Source organism: Alkalibacterium sp. (assembly GCF_046484155.1).
In the GTDB taxonomy this organism is placed as follows: Bacteria; Bacillota; Bacilli; order Lactobacillales; family Carnobacteriaceae_A; genus Alkalibacterium.
The window spans coordinates 1-19,862 of record NZ_JAWOBT010000058.1 but is presented as its reverse complement, the minus strand read 5'-3'; the positions used below and the strand labels follow the sequence as shown (position 1 = coordinate 19,862).

At 40.5% G+C, this 19,862-nt stretch carries 16 protein-coding genes and 1 pseudogene; all 17 read right to left on the bottom strand.

The window, feature by feature from the left end; all coding sequences use genetic code 11:
* Nucleotides 1-732: alpha/beta hydrolase (locus R6U02_RS04770; RefSeq protein WP_410262493.1), on the bottom strand; the 732-nt coding region annotated here is incomplete at its 3' end.
* 175 nt (nt 733-907) lie between these two features.
* Nucleotides 908-1,138: a preprotein translocase subunit SecG gene (gene secG / locus R6U02_RS04765; RefSeq protein ID WP_410262492.1), complete on the bottom strand. Its 231-nt coding sequence runs from the start codon at nt 1,136-1,138 to the stop codon at nt 908-910.
* 848 nt (nt 1,139-1,986) lie between these two features.
* Entirely contained in the window at nt 1,987-3,462 is a 1,476-nt protein-coding gene (locus R6U02_RS04760; protein WP_410262491.1) for a TrkH family potassium uptake protein, read from the bottom strand.
* A 2-nt stretch (nt 3,463-3,464) separates the two neighbouring features.
* Nucleotides 3,465-4,130 (bottom strand): potassium channel family protein, encoded by a 666-nt coding sequence (locus R6U02_RS04755; protein WP_410262490.1) that lies wholly within the window; start codon nt 4,128-4,130, stop codon nt 3,465-3,467.
* Nucleotides 4,131-4,135: 5 nt separating this feature from the next.
* The gene (locus R6U02_RS04750) at nt 4,136-4,576 is read right to left on the bottom strand and encodes a potassium channel family protein (protein WP_410262489.1); all 441 of its coding nucleotides are present in this window, start codon (nt 4,574-4,576) and stop codon (nt 4,136-4,138) included.
* 490 nt (nt 4,577-5,066) lie between these two features.
* Nucleotides 5,067-6,368 (bottom strand): phosphopyruvate hydratase, encoded by a 1,302-nt coding sequence (gene eno, locus R6U02_RS04745; RefSeq protein ID WP_410262488.1) that lies wholly within the window; start codon nt 6,366-6,368, stop codon nt 5,067-5,069.
* A gap of 112 nt (nt 6,369-6,480) precedes the next feature.
* A complete protein-coding gene (gene gpmI / locus R6U02_RS04740) occupies nt 6,481-8,013 on the bottom strand; it encodes a 2,3-bisphosphoglycerate-independent phosphoglycerate mutase (protein WP_410262487.1) in 1,533 nt (510 codons plus the stop codon).
* Complete coding sequence (gene tpiA, locus R6U02_RS04735; protein ID WP_410262486.1) at nt 8,014-8,769, bottom strand: triose-phosphate isomerase; 756 nt, start codon at nt 8,767-8,769, stop codon at nt 8,014-8,016. It lies immediately after the preceding gene.
* Nucleotides 8,770-8,882: 113 nt separating this feature from the next.
* Nucleotides 8,883-10,070, bottom strand: a complete 1,188-nt coding sequence (locus R6U02_RS04730) for a phosphoglycerate kinase (RefSeq protein ID WP_410262485.1) — start codon at nt 10,068-10,070, stop codon at nt 8,883-8,885.
* 219 nt (nt 10,071-10,289) lie between these two features.
* Nucleotides 10,290-11,282: a type I glyceraldehyde-3-phosphate dehydrogenase gene (gene gap / locus R6U02_RS04725; RefSeq protein ID WP_410262484.1), complete on the bottom strand. Its 993-nt coding sequence runs from the start codon at nt 11,280-11,282 to the stop codon at nt 10,290-10,292.
* A 35-nt stretch (nt 11,283-11,317) separates the two neighbouring features.
* Nucleotides 11,318-12,352, bottom strand: coding sequence for a sugar-binding transcriptional regulator (locus R6U02_RS04720; protein WP_410262483.1), 1,035 nt, complete (start codon nt 12,350-12,352; stop codon nt 11,318-11,320).
* Between the two features lie 159 nt (nt 12,353-12,511).
* Nucleotides 12,512-13,048: a thioredoxin domain-containing protein gene (locus tag R6U02_RS04715; RefSeq protein ID WP_410262482.1), complete on the bottom strand. Its 537-nt coding sequence runs from the start codon at nt 13,046-13,048 to the stop codon at nt 12,512-12,514.
* A 154-nt stretch (nt 13,049-13,202) separates the two neighbouring features.
* Nucleotides 13,203-13,799, bottom strand: a complete 597-nt coding sequence (clpP, locus tag R6U02_RS04710; RefSeq protein WP_410262481.1) for an ATP-dependent Clp endopeptidase proteolytic subunit ClpP — start codon at nt 13,797-13,799, stop codon at nt 13,203-13,205.
* Between the two features lie 171 nt (nt 13,800-13,970).
* Nucleotides 13,971-15,407: a cryptochrome/photolyase family protein gene (locus R6U02_RS04705; RefSeq protein ID WP_410262480.1), complete on the bottom strand. Its 1,437-nt coding sequence runs from the start codon at nt 15,405-15,407 to the stop codon at nt 13,971-13,973.
* 180 nt (nt 15,408-15,587) lie between these two features.
* Nucleotides 15,588-17,165, bottom strand: coding sequence for a Mur ligase family protein (locus R6U02_RS04700; RefSeq protein WP_410262479.1), 1,578 nt, complete (start codon nt 17,163-17,165; stop codon nt 15,588-15,590).
* Between the two features lie 370 nt (nt 17,166-17,535).
* A complete protein-coding gene (locus R6U02_RS04695) occupies nt 17,536-18,414 on the bottom strand; it encodes a universal stress protein (protein WP_410262478.1) in 879 nt (292 codons plus the stop codon).
* A 236-nt stretch (nt 18,415-18,650) separates the two neighbouring features.
* Nucleotides 18,651-19,704: pseudogene (locus R6U02_RS04690) on the bottom strand (family 1 glycosylhydrolase); the annotation flags it as partial.
* Between the last annotated feature and the right edge of the window lie 158 nt (nt 19,705-19,862).

Below are 19,862 nucleotides of genomic sequence, written 5' to 3'. Positions count from 1 at the left end.
GTTAAGTGTTGATAAGAATGTCAAGACATGCGTCTGTAATTCTTTCCCTACACTTCCTGTTGTTATTACGTGCTGTCCTTCTTCATATAAATGCGTTGATACTTCGGCCTGACTCAGCGCTTCTCTAAACAGTCGTGCTGTGTCCGGTTCGATGAGTTCATCTTTTCCACCTTGAGCAATAAATATTTTTTTGTTCAGTGTCGCATACTCTTTTTCCATGGCAGCGACATGCTCTTTTAAATCTTCAAACATTTCTTTTAGCTGAATTTCCGCTTTAGTCATTAAACCAGCGAGTTTCTCTGGGTCAAAACCTTCTTCTCGCTTCACGTTCTTATACCAAGGCAGGAAACTATCAGGGACGTTGGTGTCATATTCAGTGACAACGGGTGCAGAAAATGTTCCTCCGCCGATGATAGACTCTTCATTTAAGAGTAAATGGGTAGCGACGACACCGCCTAAAGAGAGTCCAAAGGCAGCGATTTCTTCATACCCTTTGCTTTTAAGAAACGCCACCGCTTCTTCGCCATCTTTCATCCAGTCTTCGATCTTGTAATCGAATAAATCGTCCAAGTCCCCAGTTCCATGTCCAGATAAAACTGGAGCATAAACGGTATAATCAGCTCGCTCTAGCGCTCTCGCTAAACTCATGACGTCTTTTGGCGTGCTTGTAAAGGCATGAAACAGGATAACTGCGCGTTTCCCACTTTCATAAAATAATGATTGATTGTGCATTAAAAAATCCTCCTTCAGTCTCTCCTCCATTTTACCCTAAATTGTGACATTTTTATACCAAAACACCATTCACAATCTATCTCGAAATAAAAAAGTACTCATGTTTTCTTCACCACAGAAGCTTTCGCTCGTGTAAGTTAAAGATCAACAAGAGTACTACCTAGTCATTTATAGTTTAAAATAATTGGCTTAAGATTAAAGCTAAAACGAAAAAGAGTATCAAACTCACAATGGTCGTTTTAATGAGCACTGCTTCAAATCCACGTGCTTTTTGTTTTCCGAACAATTGACTCGCACCGCCCATAAACGCATTCGATGCACTTTGTGTTTTTGTTGGCTGCATAGCGATAATAATGATAATGAATATAGATAACCCCAGCATAATAGCAAGTAAAATATCGTACATAAAACGTAACCTCCTTCTACAGTTCTCCTACGTTATAATATAGCACAAGTACGGGATTATTTCCAGTTCTATTCGCGAACTATTTTCATCCTTATTTAAATACTTCAAATTTAAAATAAGCGGACGTAATATTGTAAAAACATGCCATTTACCTCACGACCGACGCTTCTTTATTAAGTAGTACCTACTTGGAAACGATTAGGGGTTGAGTTGGTCCATGGATTCTATTTAGTGACCACTGAATGCGTTTAGCTTTCAGAGCTGGAACTCTACTAGGCTTATAGCGACCACCCAAAAGTCAACGAACGATGGCTCGGCACTTATAGTCCCCTTTAGTGACCAGTCGACAGGTCACTGCGTAGCAAGTGGTCACTACAAGGGGGCTACACTTCCGGCTCAAATTTCCATATTCAGTGAGCAGTCACTAGTGAGGCCTGATAGTATTCTCTCGCAAAACGCCCTGGTATGAGTGGTCACTAGTTGACGTCAATACTGCCGGCTCAAATATGCTAGCTCACCCAGTGGCTACTAAAAAACACCGTACTGACTACCCCATAATAATAAGCACCGAGTCGGCACTTATAAGATCTTTGTTAAGCAGTTTAACGTACCAAAACTGATTCAATAGTCATAATACAGGATTTCAGAAACACTTGGCTTTCTTTATCACTCAGGGAAGGTAGGAAAAAAAAGCTCTCATACCAGATGCATCTGGTATGAGAGGTCCTATTCAATTAAGAATTATTTGTTAGCTAAGTTATAGAAAGCTTGCAAGCCTTCGTATATTGCAGCGTCACCTAATTGGTGTTCGATTCTTAGTAATCAATACACGAAAGTGTTCATCATCTTTACTGTAATGCTTCATGCAACTTATATTTAATGGAAGAGGCCCCAGAATATATACCTATCAGTACAATAAAGATTTCCAAACGTCCAAGAATCATCCCCAACATCTGTATAATAAGTGTTCCGCCATCTGTATCAGGTCCGGTTAAACCAATAGACAGTCCCACCGTACCTAGTGAGGAAGCGAACTCGAACATGGCTTGAGTGAGGGTTGCTCCTGATGTCCAGGTTATTAGGATTCCACCAGTAAACAAAATAATTAAATAGAACGCAATGAATCCAACAGTATCTGAAATCAAATCTTGATCAATTAATCTTTTCCCTTGTGCAGAATGGTAAAAGGAACTATTGACACTTCGACGAGATGATAAGCGCTTACGAATATTAAATCCCAAGACACGAATCATGAGATATACTCTAGTTAACTTGATTCCGCCCGCTGTAGAACCTAAACCACCACCTATTGCCATTAGAATTATCATCATTCCTATACTTGCAGCTGGCCATCCTTCATAACCTAAGGTTGAATATCCTGTCGTTGAAAGTGCAGACACAACATTAAAGATGGTGTGTCTAAAACTCTCTCCCATACTCAGATACAACTCAAAAGATAATGATAGAGTAATAATTGGAACAAAAATAAAAAGTAAGACACCGAAAAAGCGGAGTTCACTTACTTTAAAAATTTGGCTGAATTTCCTTTTCGCCAGTAACAACAATACGGCGAAGTTCGTTGTCCCTATTATCATCAATAAAATAGTTAAAGCTTCGATGCTTACACTTTGATAAGCACCTATACTATCTGACTGAGTTGAGAATCCTCCGGTAGAAAGTGCAGACATCGCATGCAGCATACTGTCAAACGCCGGCATACCAAGGATTATATACATGCCAGTACCAACTATTAAAAAGAAACTATACATATTGAATATAACTTGTGCAGTTCTCTTAATATTAGGCATTAAACGATCGGGGTGCCCCTCCGCATTATAAAGACTCATAGAATCTTTCCCTTGAATAATCATGATCATCATCATGATGAATCCGAGCCCGCCACAAAACTGCATAAAGCTCCTATAAAAAAGAAAGATGGGTGAAGTGACAGTAACATCCATAACAGATAATCCAGTCGTCGTCCAGCCGCTCACCGATTCATACAGCCCTTGCAAATAAGTTAGTTGTCCTGACAATATGAAGGGAATCGACCCTAAGAAAAACCCATAAAACCAAGCAAATAAAACGGTGAGACTACTATTCCGTGATATATATTGCGATTCGATCTCATCATTTTTTTTTCGAAATATGATACCTATGATCAGCCCTAAAATAACGGAAACACTTGCTGGAATGACAAACGAACTAAAAAATTGAATATCATTCGGATAAAAAAGTATCAATACGACCGGCACTGCAACTAATAAACCAATCAATATCATTAATTTTCCAATATTATTGAGTTCTTTAAATTTATTTTCCATCTTTATAGTTTACCCGTCAATTGTTTTATTGCTTTATCCTGTTTATCTGATGAAATCAAGATCAGTTCATCTCTAGCTCGTATACGTGTACTCCCTCTGGGAACTAATCCTTCACCGTCTCGAATAATGGTCCCTATAATAACTTCTTTAGGCAAGTCGATTTCCGATAACTGTTTGCCGATTGCCTTGGCATTTTGAGGAATGGGTACTTCAGTGATACTGATTTTGCCCTTTGCAACGGGTATAACCGTTGTGATGTCATCTAACAATGCTTGTTGTTCAATAATATTTGTAATTGCTTCAATTGCTGATACGACTGAATCGACACCCATCTCATAAAAGAAGTTTATTTTTTCAGGATCATCGATAAGCGTTACAGTCTTTTTAACGTTATATTTTTTCTTACATAGTTCACAAATGACGAGATTAATTGCATCCTTTTGTGTCAAAGCAATAGCTATATCTACTGTATCTATCTTCGCTTCTTCTAAAATAAACGGTCTAGTCCCGTCACCAAATATCACATTTAATTTACTTACTTCGGCTAATTTTTGGCAATCATCATATTTGTTATTAATTGCTGTTACCTGATACCTTTTTTTTATTAAAGATTGGCTCAAAGCTATAGTGTTATTTAAGCCACCGATGAGTAATATGTGTTTTTTCATCTCTTCTAATTCTCCTCAATATTTATGCCCTTTAATAGCCGGTTTATCTCGTTAACCGATAATATTGCCGGATAAATTAAATCGATATCAAATTCTTCATAAACACTTTTTTTATCTGGATCATATAATCGAGAAATAATTTGATCCTTCTTGAAAATTATCTTGGCTATCTGAGATATCATAATATTGCTATTATCATTGTCGGTCACAACAACCACCACATCTGCTCTTTCAATTTGAGCCTCTTTCAAAATAGTTAAATCGGTTCCGTCACCCGTAACAGTTAGGCCTCCAAAAGATGGAGAAAGTTTTCTGAATGATGATTTATCAGCATCTACGATAATCACGTTCTCTTCTCGTTCTGATAAGTCATTGGCTAAACTGGCACCCAGTCTACCGGAACCTATTATTAATATGTATCGTTCTTTTTTATTAAAAACCCCCATTATTTCACCCTCCTGATTCATTTATTTAATATTTTTAGCTCGATTTTATAATGGAATCAGCCATTAAGGCTAACATACAAAAAACGCCACTTGAATTTTATATTCTATTGAAGTTAACACACCCTCAATAGACAAGGATGAATTCACATGATGTATTATAACGATAACACAATATCATACAGGGGAAAACACTTATCTTATTCTGAGCAAGCTCAAATTGCTATTGTGAAAAAACTCCAACTATTACCTTATTTATGTACTGGTCGTGTTTCTCAAGCCATCAATAATAAAATATAGCGTGAAACTGTCACTCAAATTAAACGTCAAAAGCAATACAAATCCAATAATGGTTATACCTGCTATCAGAAACGCTTACCTCTAATAATCACTCAAGGAATATAGAAACTGATCCATCTAGGTCATTTTCATTAAAAAAAAGTTCTCATGCCAGCTGCAGCTGGCATGAGAACTCCTATTATTTAATCAAGAATTACTTGTTAGCTAAGTTATAGAAAGCTTGCAGGCCTTCGTATACTGCTAAGTCACCTAATTGGTGTTCGATTCTTAGTAATTGGTTGTATTTAGCGATACGGTCTGTACGGCTTAATGAACCAGTTTTGATTTGACCAGCATTTGTTGCAACAGCGATATCAGAGATTGTTGAATCTTCTGTTTCACCAGAACGGTGAGATACGACTGCTGTATAGCCAGCTTTTTTAGCCATTTCGATAGCGTTGAATGTTTCTGTCAATGTACCGATTTGGTTGACTTTGATCAAGATTGAGTTACATACACCGTTTTTAATACCACGGTCTAAGATCTCAGTATTGGTAACGAATAGATCGTCCCCTACTAATTGAACTTTGTCGCCTAAACGTTCAGTTAATAGTTTGAATCCGTCCCAGTCGTTTTCGTCCATACCGTCTTCAATGGAGATGATTGGGTATTTGTTTACTAATTCTTCAAGATAATCTACTTGTTCTTTAGCGTTAAGTTTTGCGCCTTTTTCGCCTTCGAATTTAGCATAGTTGTAAATGCCGTCTTCGTAGAATTCTGCAGCAGCACAGTCAAGTCCTAGATAAACATCTTTACCAGGTTCTAGACCAGCTTTTTTGATTGCTTGAAGAATTGTTTCTATGCCATCTTCAGTACTGTCGAAACGAGGAGCAAATCCACCTTCGTCACCAACTGAAGTTTCCAGTCCGCGTTCTTTCAAGATACCTTTCAAAGTATGGAAGATTTCTGCACCCCAACGTAAAGCTTCTTTGAATGTTGGTGCTCCAACTGGTAAGATCATGAACTCTTGGAATGCAATAGGTGCATCTGAGTGTGATCCGCCATTGATGATGTTCATCATTGGTGTTGGTAATACTTTAGTGTTTGTTCCACCCAAGTATCTGTAAAGTGGCAAGTCAAGGTAGTCTGCACCAGCGCGTGCTACAGCGATAGACACGCCTAAAATTGCGTTCGCACCTAATTTACCTTTGTTTGGTGTACCGTCTAGTTCGATCAACGTTTTGTCGATACCCATTTGGTCGCGAACGTCCATACCGATAACAGCGTCAGCAATTGTATCGTTAACGTTGTCGACAGCTTTAGTCACACCTTTACCTAGATAACGGTCTTTGTCGCCGTCACGTAATTCTACTGCTTCGTGTTCACCGGTAGAAGCGCCTGAAGGGACCATACCGCGTCCAAAAGCACCTGAATCTGTGAAAACTTCGACTTCGATTGTTGGGTTTCCGCGTGAATCTAAAACTTCGCGTGCAATTACATCTGTAATAAATGGCATTGATAATACTCTCCTTTGGGTTTTCTTATTCCCCGGCATTTTGCCGAAAAACAAGTGAATTAGTTTTATTTTACTTGCTCTTTTTTCAAAGAACAATCTAAAATCAATATGATTAGTCTTTCTTAATCAAGCTTTCGCCTGTCATTTCTTTAGGTTTGTCCACTCCAAGTAGGTCTAACATCGTTGGAGCCACATCAGCTAGTTTACCATCGCTGCGTAAAGTAACACCTTTTTTCGTCACGATAACAGGTACGGGCACAGTTGTATGTGCTGTATGCGGTTTGCCTTCTGGAGTCAGTTCAGTATCTGCATTACCGTGATCGGCAAAGATGATTGCTGAACCGCCTTTTTCAAGAATCAAGTCGACCAAACGGCCTAAGTTTTCATCTACTGCCTCGATTGCTTTAATCGTAGGTTCCAGCATGCCTGAATGTCCGACCATGTCCGGGTTGGCGTAGTTTAAGATGATCGCATCGTGAACATCATTTCTGACATCTTCAAGCAAGGCATCCGTTACTTCATACGCGCTCATTTCCGGCTTCAAGTCATATGTTTCAACTTTTGGTGATGGGATCAGGATACGTTTTTCTCCAGGAAACTCATCATTTGTTCCACCATTCATGAAGAATGTCACGTGTGGGTATTTTTCTGTTTCAGCGATTCGCAACTGAGTCAGATCGTTGTCAGCCAATACTTGACCTAATACATTTTTCAAGAATATAGGTGGGAACATGACTTCGGCATCCATCTGCGCAGTATACTGAGTAAATGTCACAAATTTAACGTTTGATGGCGTTTCGCCTCTGTCAAATTCGTCAAAATCAGGCTCAGTCAGCGCGCGAGATAATTCGATCGCACGGTCCGGTCGGAAGTTGAAGAACAGGACAGCATCGTTATCTTTAACCGTGCCAACAGGTTTGCCGTCTTTTTCAATCACGACAGGTAAAACAAACTCGTCCATTTTTTCATCAGCGTAGCTGTCTTTCATTGCTTGAACTGGATCCGTCGCTTTGACACCTTCACCATGGAAAATAGCGTCATAGGCACGTTTCACACGTGGCCAGCGGTTATCTCTGTCCATTGCATAGAAACGACCTGATATCGTTGCGATTTCTCCAACACCTAGGTCTTTGATAATGTCCTGTAATTCTTCGATAAAGCGCACGCCTGAATCCGGTGCAACGTCACGACCATCTGTAAAGGCATGGATATAAACTCTCTCGACGCCTTTATCTTTGGCAGCTTCGACTAAAGCTGTTAAATGACGTTGATGACTGTGCACCCCACCATCTGATACAAGACCAAATAAGTGTAAGGCAGAATCATGTTCATTTACGTGATCGATTGCATTATTCAGGGCCTCATTGGTGGCAAATTCGCCATCTTTAATTGCTTTGTCAATACGTGTAATGCTTTGATATACGACGCGTCCAGCACCAATATTGGTGTGGCCAACTTCGGAGTTACCCATTTGGCCTTCTGGTAACCCAACGGCTAGTCCAGAAGCTAACATCGTATCGTGTGGAAATTCGTTCCAGTAGCGATCGAAGTTTGGTTTGTTTGCTAGTGCTACGGCATTACCATATTCTTCTTCACGCCATCCAAACCCGTCTAAAATAATGATGGCTACAGGTGCTTTACTCATTTATTTGGCCGCCTCCAATAGTTTTAAGAAAGACTCAGCTTCTAAACTTGCTCCTCCAACTAACGCACCATCGATATCTGGTTGCGCCATTAATTCTTTAATGTTAGCTGGTTTAACTGAACCACCGTATTGCATACGAACAGCATCAGCCACATCTTGAGAATACAAGCCGGCAATGGTCTGACGTATAATAGAAATGGTGTCATTCGCATCTTTTGAAGTCGCTGTTTTACCTGTTCCGATTGCCCAGATTGGTTCATAAGCGACAACTGTATTTTTAACTTGCTCAGCTGACAAACCTGCTAAAGCAGCTTTCACTTGATTAGCCACTAATTCATTTGTTTGACCTGCTTCTTTTTGTTCAAGCGTTTCTCCGACACAGACGATCGGTACCATACCATTGTTAAAGACAGCATGTGCTTTTTTATTGACCATTTCGTCTGTTTCAAAGAATAATTCACGACGTTCAGAGTGTCCAATGATCACGTAAGCTACGCCTATATCTGCCAGTGCTTTGGGACTATTTTCTCCTGTAAAGGCACCTTCGTCTTCATAGAAGCAATTTTGTGCTGCAATTTTCAAGTTTGAACTTGCAGTTAAATCGACTAAACTTTGAAGATAAATACTTGGTGCGCCAATAACAGCATCTACTTTGTCCGTAGAAGGAATCTTGCCTTCTACTGCCTCAATAAATGAAGCTGCTTCAACAGATGTTTTGTTCATTTTCCAGTTTCCTGCAATAATAGGTTTACGCATTCTTTTATCCCTCTTTCGTTTTTTGTTGCTTTATTTTGTTCATGATCAATTGATTGGGAATCCATACATTCAGGATTCCCGGTTCAATTGGCTTGGCTTGTTTTGATTAAAAATTATTTATCAGAGATTGCGGCGATTCCTGGTAATACTTTACCTTCAAGGTATTCAAGTGAAGCTCCGCCACCAGTTGAAATGTGACTGAAGTCATCTTCGAAACCTAATTCTTGTGCTGCTGTAGCTGAATCTCCGCCACCGATGATTGTTGTTGCATCATCTAAGTTAGCTAAGATCTCACACACAGCTGCGGTTCCTTTTGCAAAGTTTTCCATTTCGAATACGCCCATTGGTCCGTTCCAGACAACCGTCTTAGCGCCTTTTAACTCTTTTTCAAAAAGTTCGATCGTTTTAGGGCCAATGTCTAATCCCATTTGTCCTTCAGGAATGTTTTCGCCTACAACCTCTGTAGGAGCATCATTTGAGAATTCTGGAGCAACGACTGAATCAACCGGTAAAACGAGTTTGTCGCCAGCTTTTTCCATTAATTCTTTAGCTAATGAAACTTTGTCTTCTTCTAATAGAGAATTACCGATATCATTACCTAATGCTTTGTAGAATGTGTAAGTCATTCCGCCACCGACAAGAACTTTGTCAGCTTTAGCAATCAGGTTTTCAATAACGCCAATTTTGTCAGAAACTTTTGCGCCACCTAAGATAGCAACAAATGGACGTTTCGGTTCGTCTACTGCTCCACCAATAAAGTTGATTTCTTTTTCTACTAAGAAACCAGCTGCTGATTCCACGTTAGAAGCAATCCCAACGTTAGAAGCATGTGCACGGTGAGCGGTTCCGAATGCATCGTTAACAAAGACGTCGCCTAAGCTTGCCCAGTATTTACCTAATTCAGGATCGTTTTTGCTTTCTTTTTTACCGTCAACATCTTCAAAACGTGTATTTTCAAACATCAAGACTGCTCCGTCAGCTAAGTTGTTTACAGCATTCTCTAGTTCTTCACCGCGTGTTTCAGCAACGAATTTGACTTCTTTGCCTAATAATTCGCTTAAACGTTCTGATATAGGTTTCATTGACAAACCAGCTTTATCTTCTTCACTCGCCACACGTCCTAAGTGAGAAAAGACGATTGCTTTTCCGCCTTGTTCTAAAACATATTCTATTGTTGGTAGTGCTGCTTGAATACGGTTATCGTTAGATATTTTACCGTCTTTCATCGGCACGTTAAAATCAGCACGAACTAATACTTTTTTGCCTTTAAGCTCTAAGTCTTTTACAGTTTTCTTTGCCATCAGTCGAATCCATCCTTTCGAATATGAAAATTTACTTCTGAATTTCTTTATTTTTACAAAAAAAAGGGGGAAGCGCGATCCCCTATATTTGATTGAACAAGTGTGATTGTCTGCTTACGCATTCATCGTTCTGTTCGCTTAAATATTAGAGTAGTTGCTCCCCCCGCTTTATTTTATTTCTGTTTGGTTAATTTAATAGAATATTCAGTACCCTAGATATTATAAGCTAGAGAAGTATTCTAAAGTACGTACCATGTTACCAGTAAAGCCATATTCGTTGTCATACCAAGCTACAGTTTTAACTATTTGACCATTTTTTCCACCCATGATTTTAGTTTGAGTAGCATCAAAGATAGATCCTGCAGGTACACCAATTACGTCTGATGAAACAATGTCATCTTCATTGTATAAGAATGCATCACTTGAGTATTTTTTCATTGCTGCGTTTACTTGTTCTTCAGTTACTTCTTTATCTAAAGCAGAATATAACTCAACCATTGAACCAGTAATTGTTGGGATACGTACTGCAGTACCGTCAATTTTACCATCAACATTAGGAAGAACTAATCCTACTGCTTTAGCAGCACCTGTTGAAGCAGGAATTGCGTTTGCTGCGCCGGCACGACTTTTACGTCCGCCTGGTGAATCTTGTAATGTCTGAGTAGATGTATAAGCATGGATTGTACTCATTAAAGCATGGTCAATACCATATTCATTGTCTAATACATTAACCATTGGTGCTAAGCAGTTTGTAGTACATGAAGCTGCAGATATAACTTTATCGTCTGCTTCGATAGTTTCATGGTTTACACCATAAACGATTGTTTTCAAGTCACCTTTAGCAGGGGCAGAAATCAATACGCGTTTTGCTCCAGCATCAACGTGTGCTTGTGAAGCGTCTTTAGAAACATAGAAACCAGTACATTCTAGTACGATATCGATTCCTAGGTCTCCCCATGGTAATTTTTTAGCGTCTTTTTCTGCGAATGATTTGATTTCTTTTCCGCCAACGATTAAAGCATCTTCTCTAACTTCTATTTCATGTGGGAAACGACCTTGAGCTGTATCGTATTTCAACAGATAAGCTAAATCTTCATTGCTTGTTAGATCGTTAACTGCGACTACTTCTAACTCTGTATCCATTTCTAAGATACGACGAAGAGCCAAACGACCAATACGTCCAAAACCATTAATTGCTACTTTTACTGACATAATATAATTTCCTCCTATTAAAATCTAAATTTATTTTATTTTAAAGGGTTTCCCCCGTTTAAAATCTCATTTGCGGCTGCTTCATCCGTCACTAACCATGTGTGCGGAGGAGCAGTTTTCATGTGTGCTTCGATCGCCTTGGCTTTCTTTTTACCACCCGCGACTGCAATGATATGCGGAATACTCGGTAGCTTCGACGATTGCAGGCCTATGCGAGACAGTTTGTACACGATGTCACCCTCTGGATTGATAAATTCACCAAAAGCTTCAGCCACCGCGTTTGATTCTTCAAGCTGTTTGAGGGTCTGATCGTTCATCCCTCTGCGTTTAGCCATTTCAATCGCGTTACCTATACTGTACAAAACAACTGAAGCATTTTCAACTATTTCGAGTGTTTCCTTGATTTCAGGTTCTTCGAGCAGCAGAGAATGCGTTTCACTTCTGACATGCTCCGGCACATAGAGCGCTCGGCTTTTACCGTCCGTTCGTCTCGCCATGTTCTCAGCAATGATATTCGCCTGAATATCTACAGATTCACCCAATCCACCTCTAGCTGGCACGAAGAGCAGCTCCCGGTTTAACCCGATTTGCTGGTCCATCGCTTCAGCTACTTGCACCATTGTCGTTCCGCCCATAACTGCAATCGTCGTATCGCCCTCAGGAAGTAAAAAATCCAGCACTTCCGTTGCGGCTCGTGCCATGTCACTGGCACCCGACTGATCGGTATCGGCATTCCCTAAAACGATTGTACAATGGTGAATACCTAGTTTGTTCGCTAACTTCGTTTCTTTGTCCTGTGATTGCACATGTTGTCCCATAAGTTTACCCAGTTGATGAAAGACCGTGATACCCGTTGGCGTACATTCCATACCTTGGGAAGAAGATTTAATCAAACCTTGATTACGTAAGATATCCACTTCTTTTCTCAAAACCCGTTCAGTAAATTCCAAACGATCCGCCAATGCGCGACGTCCTATGGGTCCTACTTTTTGGATTTGACTCAGAATGTAATACCGACGCTTCAATATGTGCAGTGTTCCTGGCGCAACTTTTTCGATTACCGACAGCATACTTGCACTAGCACCTTTCCTTTACATCTATGGTTAACTTATTAAATCAGGACATCTATTCTTGTTTTGCCTTCAATAACAGTGTAACAGGATGCGGGTCAGGATTCAACCCATCAAACCAAATTAACGGGACTTTTTAAGTCCTATAAAACTGCTGTTTTAGCCGTTCTTTAACAACTCATCTTCAATGATTTGTTTCAATTCTTCTTCTGTGATATTTTCATCAAAGATGTGCTCACCAATCACGACTGTAGGAACCATCGAGATATTTGCTTTTTCTGTTTCTTTGATGATCGCTTCTGATCGGTCTGAATTATTCTGCTTAACTGAATTTCTTTTTTCTTCTGCATAGGTCGCTAACTCATCTTTGGACAGGCTACCCCATTCATCTAAATGGTCGACATAATAATTCATGTCTTCCCGTGTCTTTTCAGGATCAGCATAATCAAGGTAGCTATGAAGAATATTTCCTTTGTCAAGCTCGGGTTTCTTTTTATCAAAATGTTTAACGATACGTTCAACTTTACCCTTCTTCTCGTATTCGTCTAAAACAACTGAAGCGTTCTCCCACCACATTTTACAAAACGGGCATCTTAAATTGATAAATTCAACAACTTTGACGGGCGCCTCAGGATCTCCAAAATGAAATCCGCCTTCTGTCGTAATGGCCTTGCTATTAATTACTGACATGTCCATCCACGCACTCCTCTATTATTACTCTACATTTTTGATTATACTCTTGACAGAATTAGATGACCAGTCAAACGCTTTATCATTATTATTTACGTTACCAATGAATGGTCAAGAAAAAACGACCACTCATTAGAGTAGGCCGTTTTGTTTTAAAGCATTATTTTTTCAAGTCAGAAGTTGTATCCATGATTTCATCGACGATACCATATGCTTTTGCTTCTTGCGCTGTCATGAAGAAGTCGCGATCTGTATCGCGTTCAATGATATCCATAGACTGACCTGTGCGTTCCACTAAAATCCTGTTTAGACGGTCTCTCGTTTTCAAGATATGTCTGGCAGCAATTTCAATTTCAGTGGCTTGTCCTTGTGCGCCGCCTAGAGGTTGGTGAATCATGATTTCGGCATTTGGTAAAGCAAACCGTTTGCCTTTTGTGCCAGCTGTCAGCAAGAAACTTCCCATAGACGCTGCTAAGCCGATGGCAATCGTCTGAACATCTGCTTTAATGAAGTTCATAGTATCAAAGATGGCTAGTCCCGCTGTGACACTTCCACCCGGGGAGTTGATATAAAGATAGATATCTTTTTCGGGATCTTGTGCGTCCAAGAACAATAATTGTGCGATCACAGAGTTGGATACTTGATCATCAATGGGCCCACCCATCATAATAATGCGGTCTTTTAATAAACGAGAATAAATGTCATAAGCACGTTCACCACGTGGCGATTGTTCGATAACTGTAGGTACTAAATTCATTTAATTTCCTCCTAATATATCTTTCTAAATAAGTGTAGCATAATTTTATATTGAATTGAATCTAAATAAATTATATCTCATTGGTCAGTAAAGGTCAAATAAATACGGTCTGCAGATATCCTATTTTCCAATCTGTTTTACAGGCCGAAATGTAGACCTGATAACATGCTTTTATTTTGGACTTTCGGCTTTCATATTTTCAGTCTTCTTTTTACTCTTTTCAAATGCCTGGATGGCCAGCTCCCGGCTTCTTTTATGCGAGACGATCGGTCCCGGATACTCTTCACCTATGACCACTCCGAACATCGCTTGTTCTTCTGCTGTAAGTTTCGACGGCTCATGTATCTTCTTATTATCGATAGATTTAAGTTCGGGGACATACTTTTTGATGAAACTCCCATTTTTATCGAACTTTTCTGATTGTGTTGTCGGATTGAACACTCTAAAGTAAGGAACGCCATCCGTGCCGGTTGAGGCTGCCCATTGCCAGCCGCCTATATTGCTGGCTGGATCATAATCATTAAGCGTTTCCTGAAAATACTTTTCTCCCCATTTCCAGTCGATCAGCAGATCCTTTGTCAGGAACGACGCCGTTACCATGCGTAACCGATTATGCATCCACCCGGTTTCTTTTAGCTGTCGCATTGCCGCATCCACGATCGGGAAACCGGTCTGACCTTCTTTCCATTTTCCGAAATTCTGTTCATTGTTATCCCATTCCACTTGGCGGAAGGATGGATTGATAGAAACGTCTTTTTGATCAGGATGGGTAGCATAAACCATATTGTAGAAATCTCGCCATGCCAGTTCTTGAATAAACGTCTGTTTTCCTATAGAGCTTTCCGCACGATTTACCCTATCATAAACGGTGCGAATGGAGATTTCTCCCGCTCTCAAGTGTTTGGACAGATGACTCGTCGCATCCTTCAGCGGGTAATCTCTTGCTTCTTTGTAGTCGCTTAAATGGTTTTCGACAAAGTCATTCAATAGTCTATGCGCTTCTTGGGTACCCAACTGCATGTCTTCAACAGGAACCTGTCTTTTGAGAAAGCTTTGAAACTGGTTCTCGTCTTCTGTAAAAACAGGCTGCTCGACCATTTTTTTGCTGTCAAACTTCACGTCGACCACATTAGGTTTTTGCAATTCTTTCCATTTATTAAAGTAAGGCGTAAACACTTTATAATACGTTCCGGAATTTGTTTTTATTTCCTGAGCTGAATGGATGTGATGGTCGTGATACCCATGGGCTTTGATGCCTAGTTCCTTGAACAAACCGCCCGCTAGCTTGTCTCTTTCCAGCCCGTATCCTTTCTCATCTCTGTTTATATAGACATCGGACCAGCCTGGAAATTCTTTCTTCAGTTTTATAAAACAATCTTTTAAATCTCCGTAAAGAATATGTAAAGTCGCGTCCTTTTCTTTTAGTTCTTCCCGAAAGATCTCTACACTCTTAAAAAAAGCTGCCTGATTGATGGACCCTTCGCCTAAAAACTGATCCGGATTCACATGGAACAGCAAGAACAGCTCATCCGACCCTTCTAAGGCATGCTTCAGCGCTACATTGTCTTCCAGTCTCAAATCTCTTCTAAACCACATGACTGCTGCCAAGTGACCCCTCCTCATTACTTAAATGACACACGTTATCATTTTACCATACATTCAATGCCCATTTATGGCAGATTGGATCTGACTGGACCAAGTTCTTCTCTCAAGCGACAGGACTATTAGTTCTCTTGTTTTCCCCACATAGCACTCTCACTATCTTGAGGGATGATGTTTTTTCATTCTTCAACTGTCCGCAGGTGAATGCATGCCGACTAATTTAGTCTTCAATACATCTCTGATCGCTTCCTGATCAACATAAGGGTCCATTTCCATCAGTAGCTCCAGACATATTTTTGCGCCATCATCCATTCCTCTTGCACCGGAGATGAGAAAGAGATCTCCGGGCCCGACCCTTTTCAGACCTGCTGCCAGTGCATCTTCCAGTTCTTCAAAAAAACTGACTTTGATTTGAGCCCGTTCCATGACATTTAAGAAGGTGTTCAGTTCCTCTATCAATACCTGGTCTTTTGGTCTCACGTGAGACCGACTAGCCGTTAATATGATTTTATCTAGTTTCAATTTTTGGAACCACTTAGCCATAGCTTCCGCATTTTCTCTGTTTATTACCGTTCCGTTGCTGCCTCTGATCGCATGGACCATATGGAGGGAGTCATACTCTAACTCTTCCACCGTCTTCATAGATGACTCAATATTGTTCTCGTTTAGCAGCAAATCATCAATAATAGTGAATTCCTTATCGTAGAGAACATGAAATCGTCTTTCTACTCCTTTAAAATTTTTCATTTCTGATCTGACATAGTCAAGAGGTAAATCATTAAGTAGTGCTATCATGATAGCCGTCGTGGCATTGTAGATCGAATGATAGCCAGGAACCAGAAGTTCAATTTGAAAAGATATGGGATCAAGCTGCTTGCCGCTCAAGGTGATGAGAGGTTGGGTAAGGTTGACTGTAAACGTGGGTTTTCCTGAAGGCATTTCTACATCTGACAGATAGACCGTTCCTGAGGTGTTTTCAATTCCGAAGGTCACGACTTCTGCTTTCGTCTGATTTATCAGCGGAAGCAACAGGGGTTCATCAATATTAAGGAGAGCAATACTTTCTTTTGACGCTTCTCGTACGAGTGATGCCTTAGCATTGAAATAGGATTCAAAAGAACCATGCAGATCGATATGATCGTGGTTGATGTTGGTGAATGAAACGATATCAAAGTGCGTGTGGGCAACGCGTTTAAGATCTAGAGCTGACGAGGACACTTCCAGCGAAACATGCGTGACGCCTTCGTCACGCATGTTCGCCAGGTACTTTTGCAGATCTGCGGATTCCGGTGTTGTTAAGACACTTTGTTCGATTCTATCTTTGCTTTTGATCATCACTGTTCCAATAAGACCGGTATCTAAACCATAACCGCTAAATAGCGCGTCGGTCATATAGGTAATGGTCGTCTTACCGTTGGTACCCGTGATACCAAAGAGTCTCATGTCTCTGGAAGGCTGATCATAAAAATTGCCGGCTATAACCGCTAAGGCTTCACGACTGTTCCTTACTTTGATTTGGGGAATATTCAGCCCCTCCAGGTATCTTTCAACAATAAGCGCTGAGGCTCCTTGTTCAACTGCCATTTCCGCATAATTATGTCCATCTGTCTGATACCCTCGAATGCATACAAATAACGTACCCGGCATCACTTCACTGGAATGATAGGCTATTTTCTGAATCTCTATTGCGTTCACGTCTGTTTCCAAGCTTGGATAATCTTTCGAAATGATTTCCACAGCTTTTAATGCAGTACCTAAATTCATTTTAAGTGATTCCTTTCCAAGATTAATTAAAGCACATTCAACTCTTCTAAATTTTTGACTAGTGTCAAAAATACTAGACAGCATTAGTAATCACTCTTAATTTTACTGCTTCGTTCCTCTTATTTCATCTTATATGCTCTAAATCCCCTCCAAAAAAGAGCCCCTTCATGTCAGCTTTTTCACATAGACATTCTTGCCTCTAAGTACTGGTGAATTCCCTCCTCGTAAGTCACTGATTTCAGTTGTCACTTTTTCCATTCCAACAAATCAGGTCTGCCATGCTCTATTGAGCACAGCAGACCAATAATTTATTCGTTATTAGACCTAAAGACTATGAAAATCGAATTTATCACCCTGATTCTCTTCGGTTTTATTCCCTTTGAGCTGGAATCAACAGAACTGATGAATTGGATCTTCTGGCAACGTTATTACTCACACTGCCTAAAAATAATTGTTTTACGAAGCCTCTACCTTGACTGCCCATGACAACGAGTTTAATGTTTCTTTCTTCCACTAATTTCAAAATTTCAACAGAGGGTGAACCAAAACGTATCACCGTATCTACTTCGACCTCTCCATCACCGCTGATTTCAAGCTTCATGTCCTCCAGACGTTTAGCATCGATTTCATTAAATTTTTCCAGTTTATCGCTCAGATGAGGAACGATTTTAGATTCATCCTGGACATGCACCAGCGTGATTTTTTTGGCACCTTCCGCAATTATTTCTTTCAAGTGCTCAAAAGCGAATTTCGCATTCTCTGAAAAATCTGTCGCAAACAAAATATTATCCTTTACGCCACAGTTGATTGCCTCAATAGGCTCTTCATCTTTTTTCTTGTTTTCGATAAGTCTTATCAATAAAACAGGTTTTTGCGCGTATCTAATGAGGTCGTAGGCAAAACTTCCGAACATTCGCACTTTCATCAAGTTTTCATTTTCTGCACCAACGACAATGACTGAATAGCCATCTTTATCAGCTATTTCATTTATTTCGTTATCAACTGAACCAGTGAGAATTGTCGTATCTACAGTGAACCCTTTTTTTTCAAGCATTTCCTTTTGTTCCTGTAAGATGCTATCCATAAAAACGGTCGAATAACTTAGAGCCGCAGACGTGACCTCTTGCATACTTAAACATTGTGCCAATAATATTTCTTGTGTCCCGAATTCCTTCAAACTATCCAGACAATCGACAAGAGCGTATGAAGATTTAGACAAATCAGTCGCAACCATTACTTTTTCAAACATTTTACATCCTCCTTTTATTTTTCGCTTTGCAACACATGACTTTGTTAGTGATGACTTTGCATTAAGTATACGTTTACATTTGCGACTTATCAAATAATACAGTTCAAACTGATTTTTATACGCTGCATTGCATCGCTATCTTTCAAAAACTGCTCATCCTCATGAACTCGGTCGCTTAAGCAAATATGTAAAAAGCGCCAGCCCAAAGGGGACCAGCGCTTTCCAGTCATATTCAACTACGCATTACTTAAGTCTTCACCATTTGTTTCGATGACTTTTTTGTACCAGTAGAATGATTTTTTAGGCGTTCTTTCCAGTGTTCCTTTACCTGCGTTATCACGGTCAACATAGATGAAGCCGTAACGTTTCTTCATCTCACCTGTTCCGGCACTGACTAAGTCGATGCATCCCCAGGAAGTGTAGCCCATCAAGTCTACCCCATCCAGTTCTACAGCATCTTTCATCGCTCCGATATGGGATGATAGATAGTCGATCCGGTAATCATCCTCGACATAGCCGTTTTCATCAGGCATGTCGACAGCACCTAAACCATTTTCCACGACAAAGAGAGGTTTCTGATAGCGGTCGTAGATCTCGTTCATCGTAATACGAATCCCCAGCGGATCGATCTGCCATCCCCACTCACTTTCTTCAAGATAAGGGTTTTTTTACAGATGCGAAGATATTACCTTCTGATTGCTCTTTATTCTCCGGGTCGCCAGAAGCAACACGACTGGAATAGTAAGAGAATGAAATGAAGTCGACCGTATATTCTTTGAGCAGTTCTTTATCGCCTGCTTCAAATGGTATTTCAATGCCTTCACGTTCCAGCTCTTTCAGGGCATAAGCCGGATATTCCCCACGTGACTGAACATCAATGAAAAAGTAATTTTGTCTGTCCGCCTGTTGTGCGGCCAGAACATCCACTGGGTTGGGTGTGTTCGGGTAATACTTGCCTGCAGCCAGCATACAGCCTATCTGGATGTCCGGATCCACTTCACGGGCGATCTTGGTTGCCAGAGCACTGGATACCAATTCATGGTGAGCTGCCTGATAGATCACTTGCTTTTTATTTTCGCCTTCTTCAAACACTAGGCCGGCACCCATGAACGGGGCATGCAAAATGATGTTGATCTCGTTGAAGGTCAACCAGTATTTGACCAGACCTTTGTAGCGGGTAAAGGCGGGGCGTTTAATGCCGTATTTATTCATCCGTTTCCAGACCGTTACCCGGCTGACCCCCAGCATTCGGGCCGCTTTTGACTGATTCCAGCCGCATTGTTCCAGTACCCGGAGAAACTGTTCGCGCTTTGCACCGTCATCGGAATCCGGCACACGGAAAACCGGTGCCGGCGATGGATCCGGCTGGGGGTTGACGCCTTTGTATATTTTTCCCGGCAGATGCCCGACATCGATACTGCCGCCGGCGCACAGGACGAACGCGTATT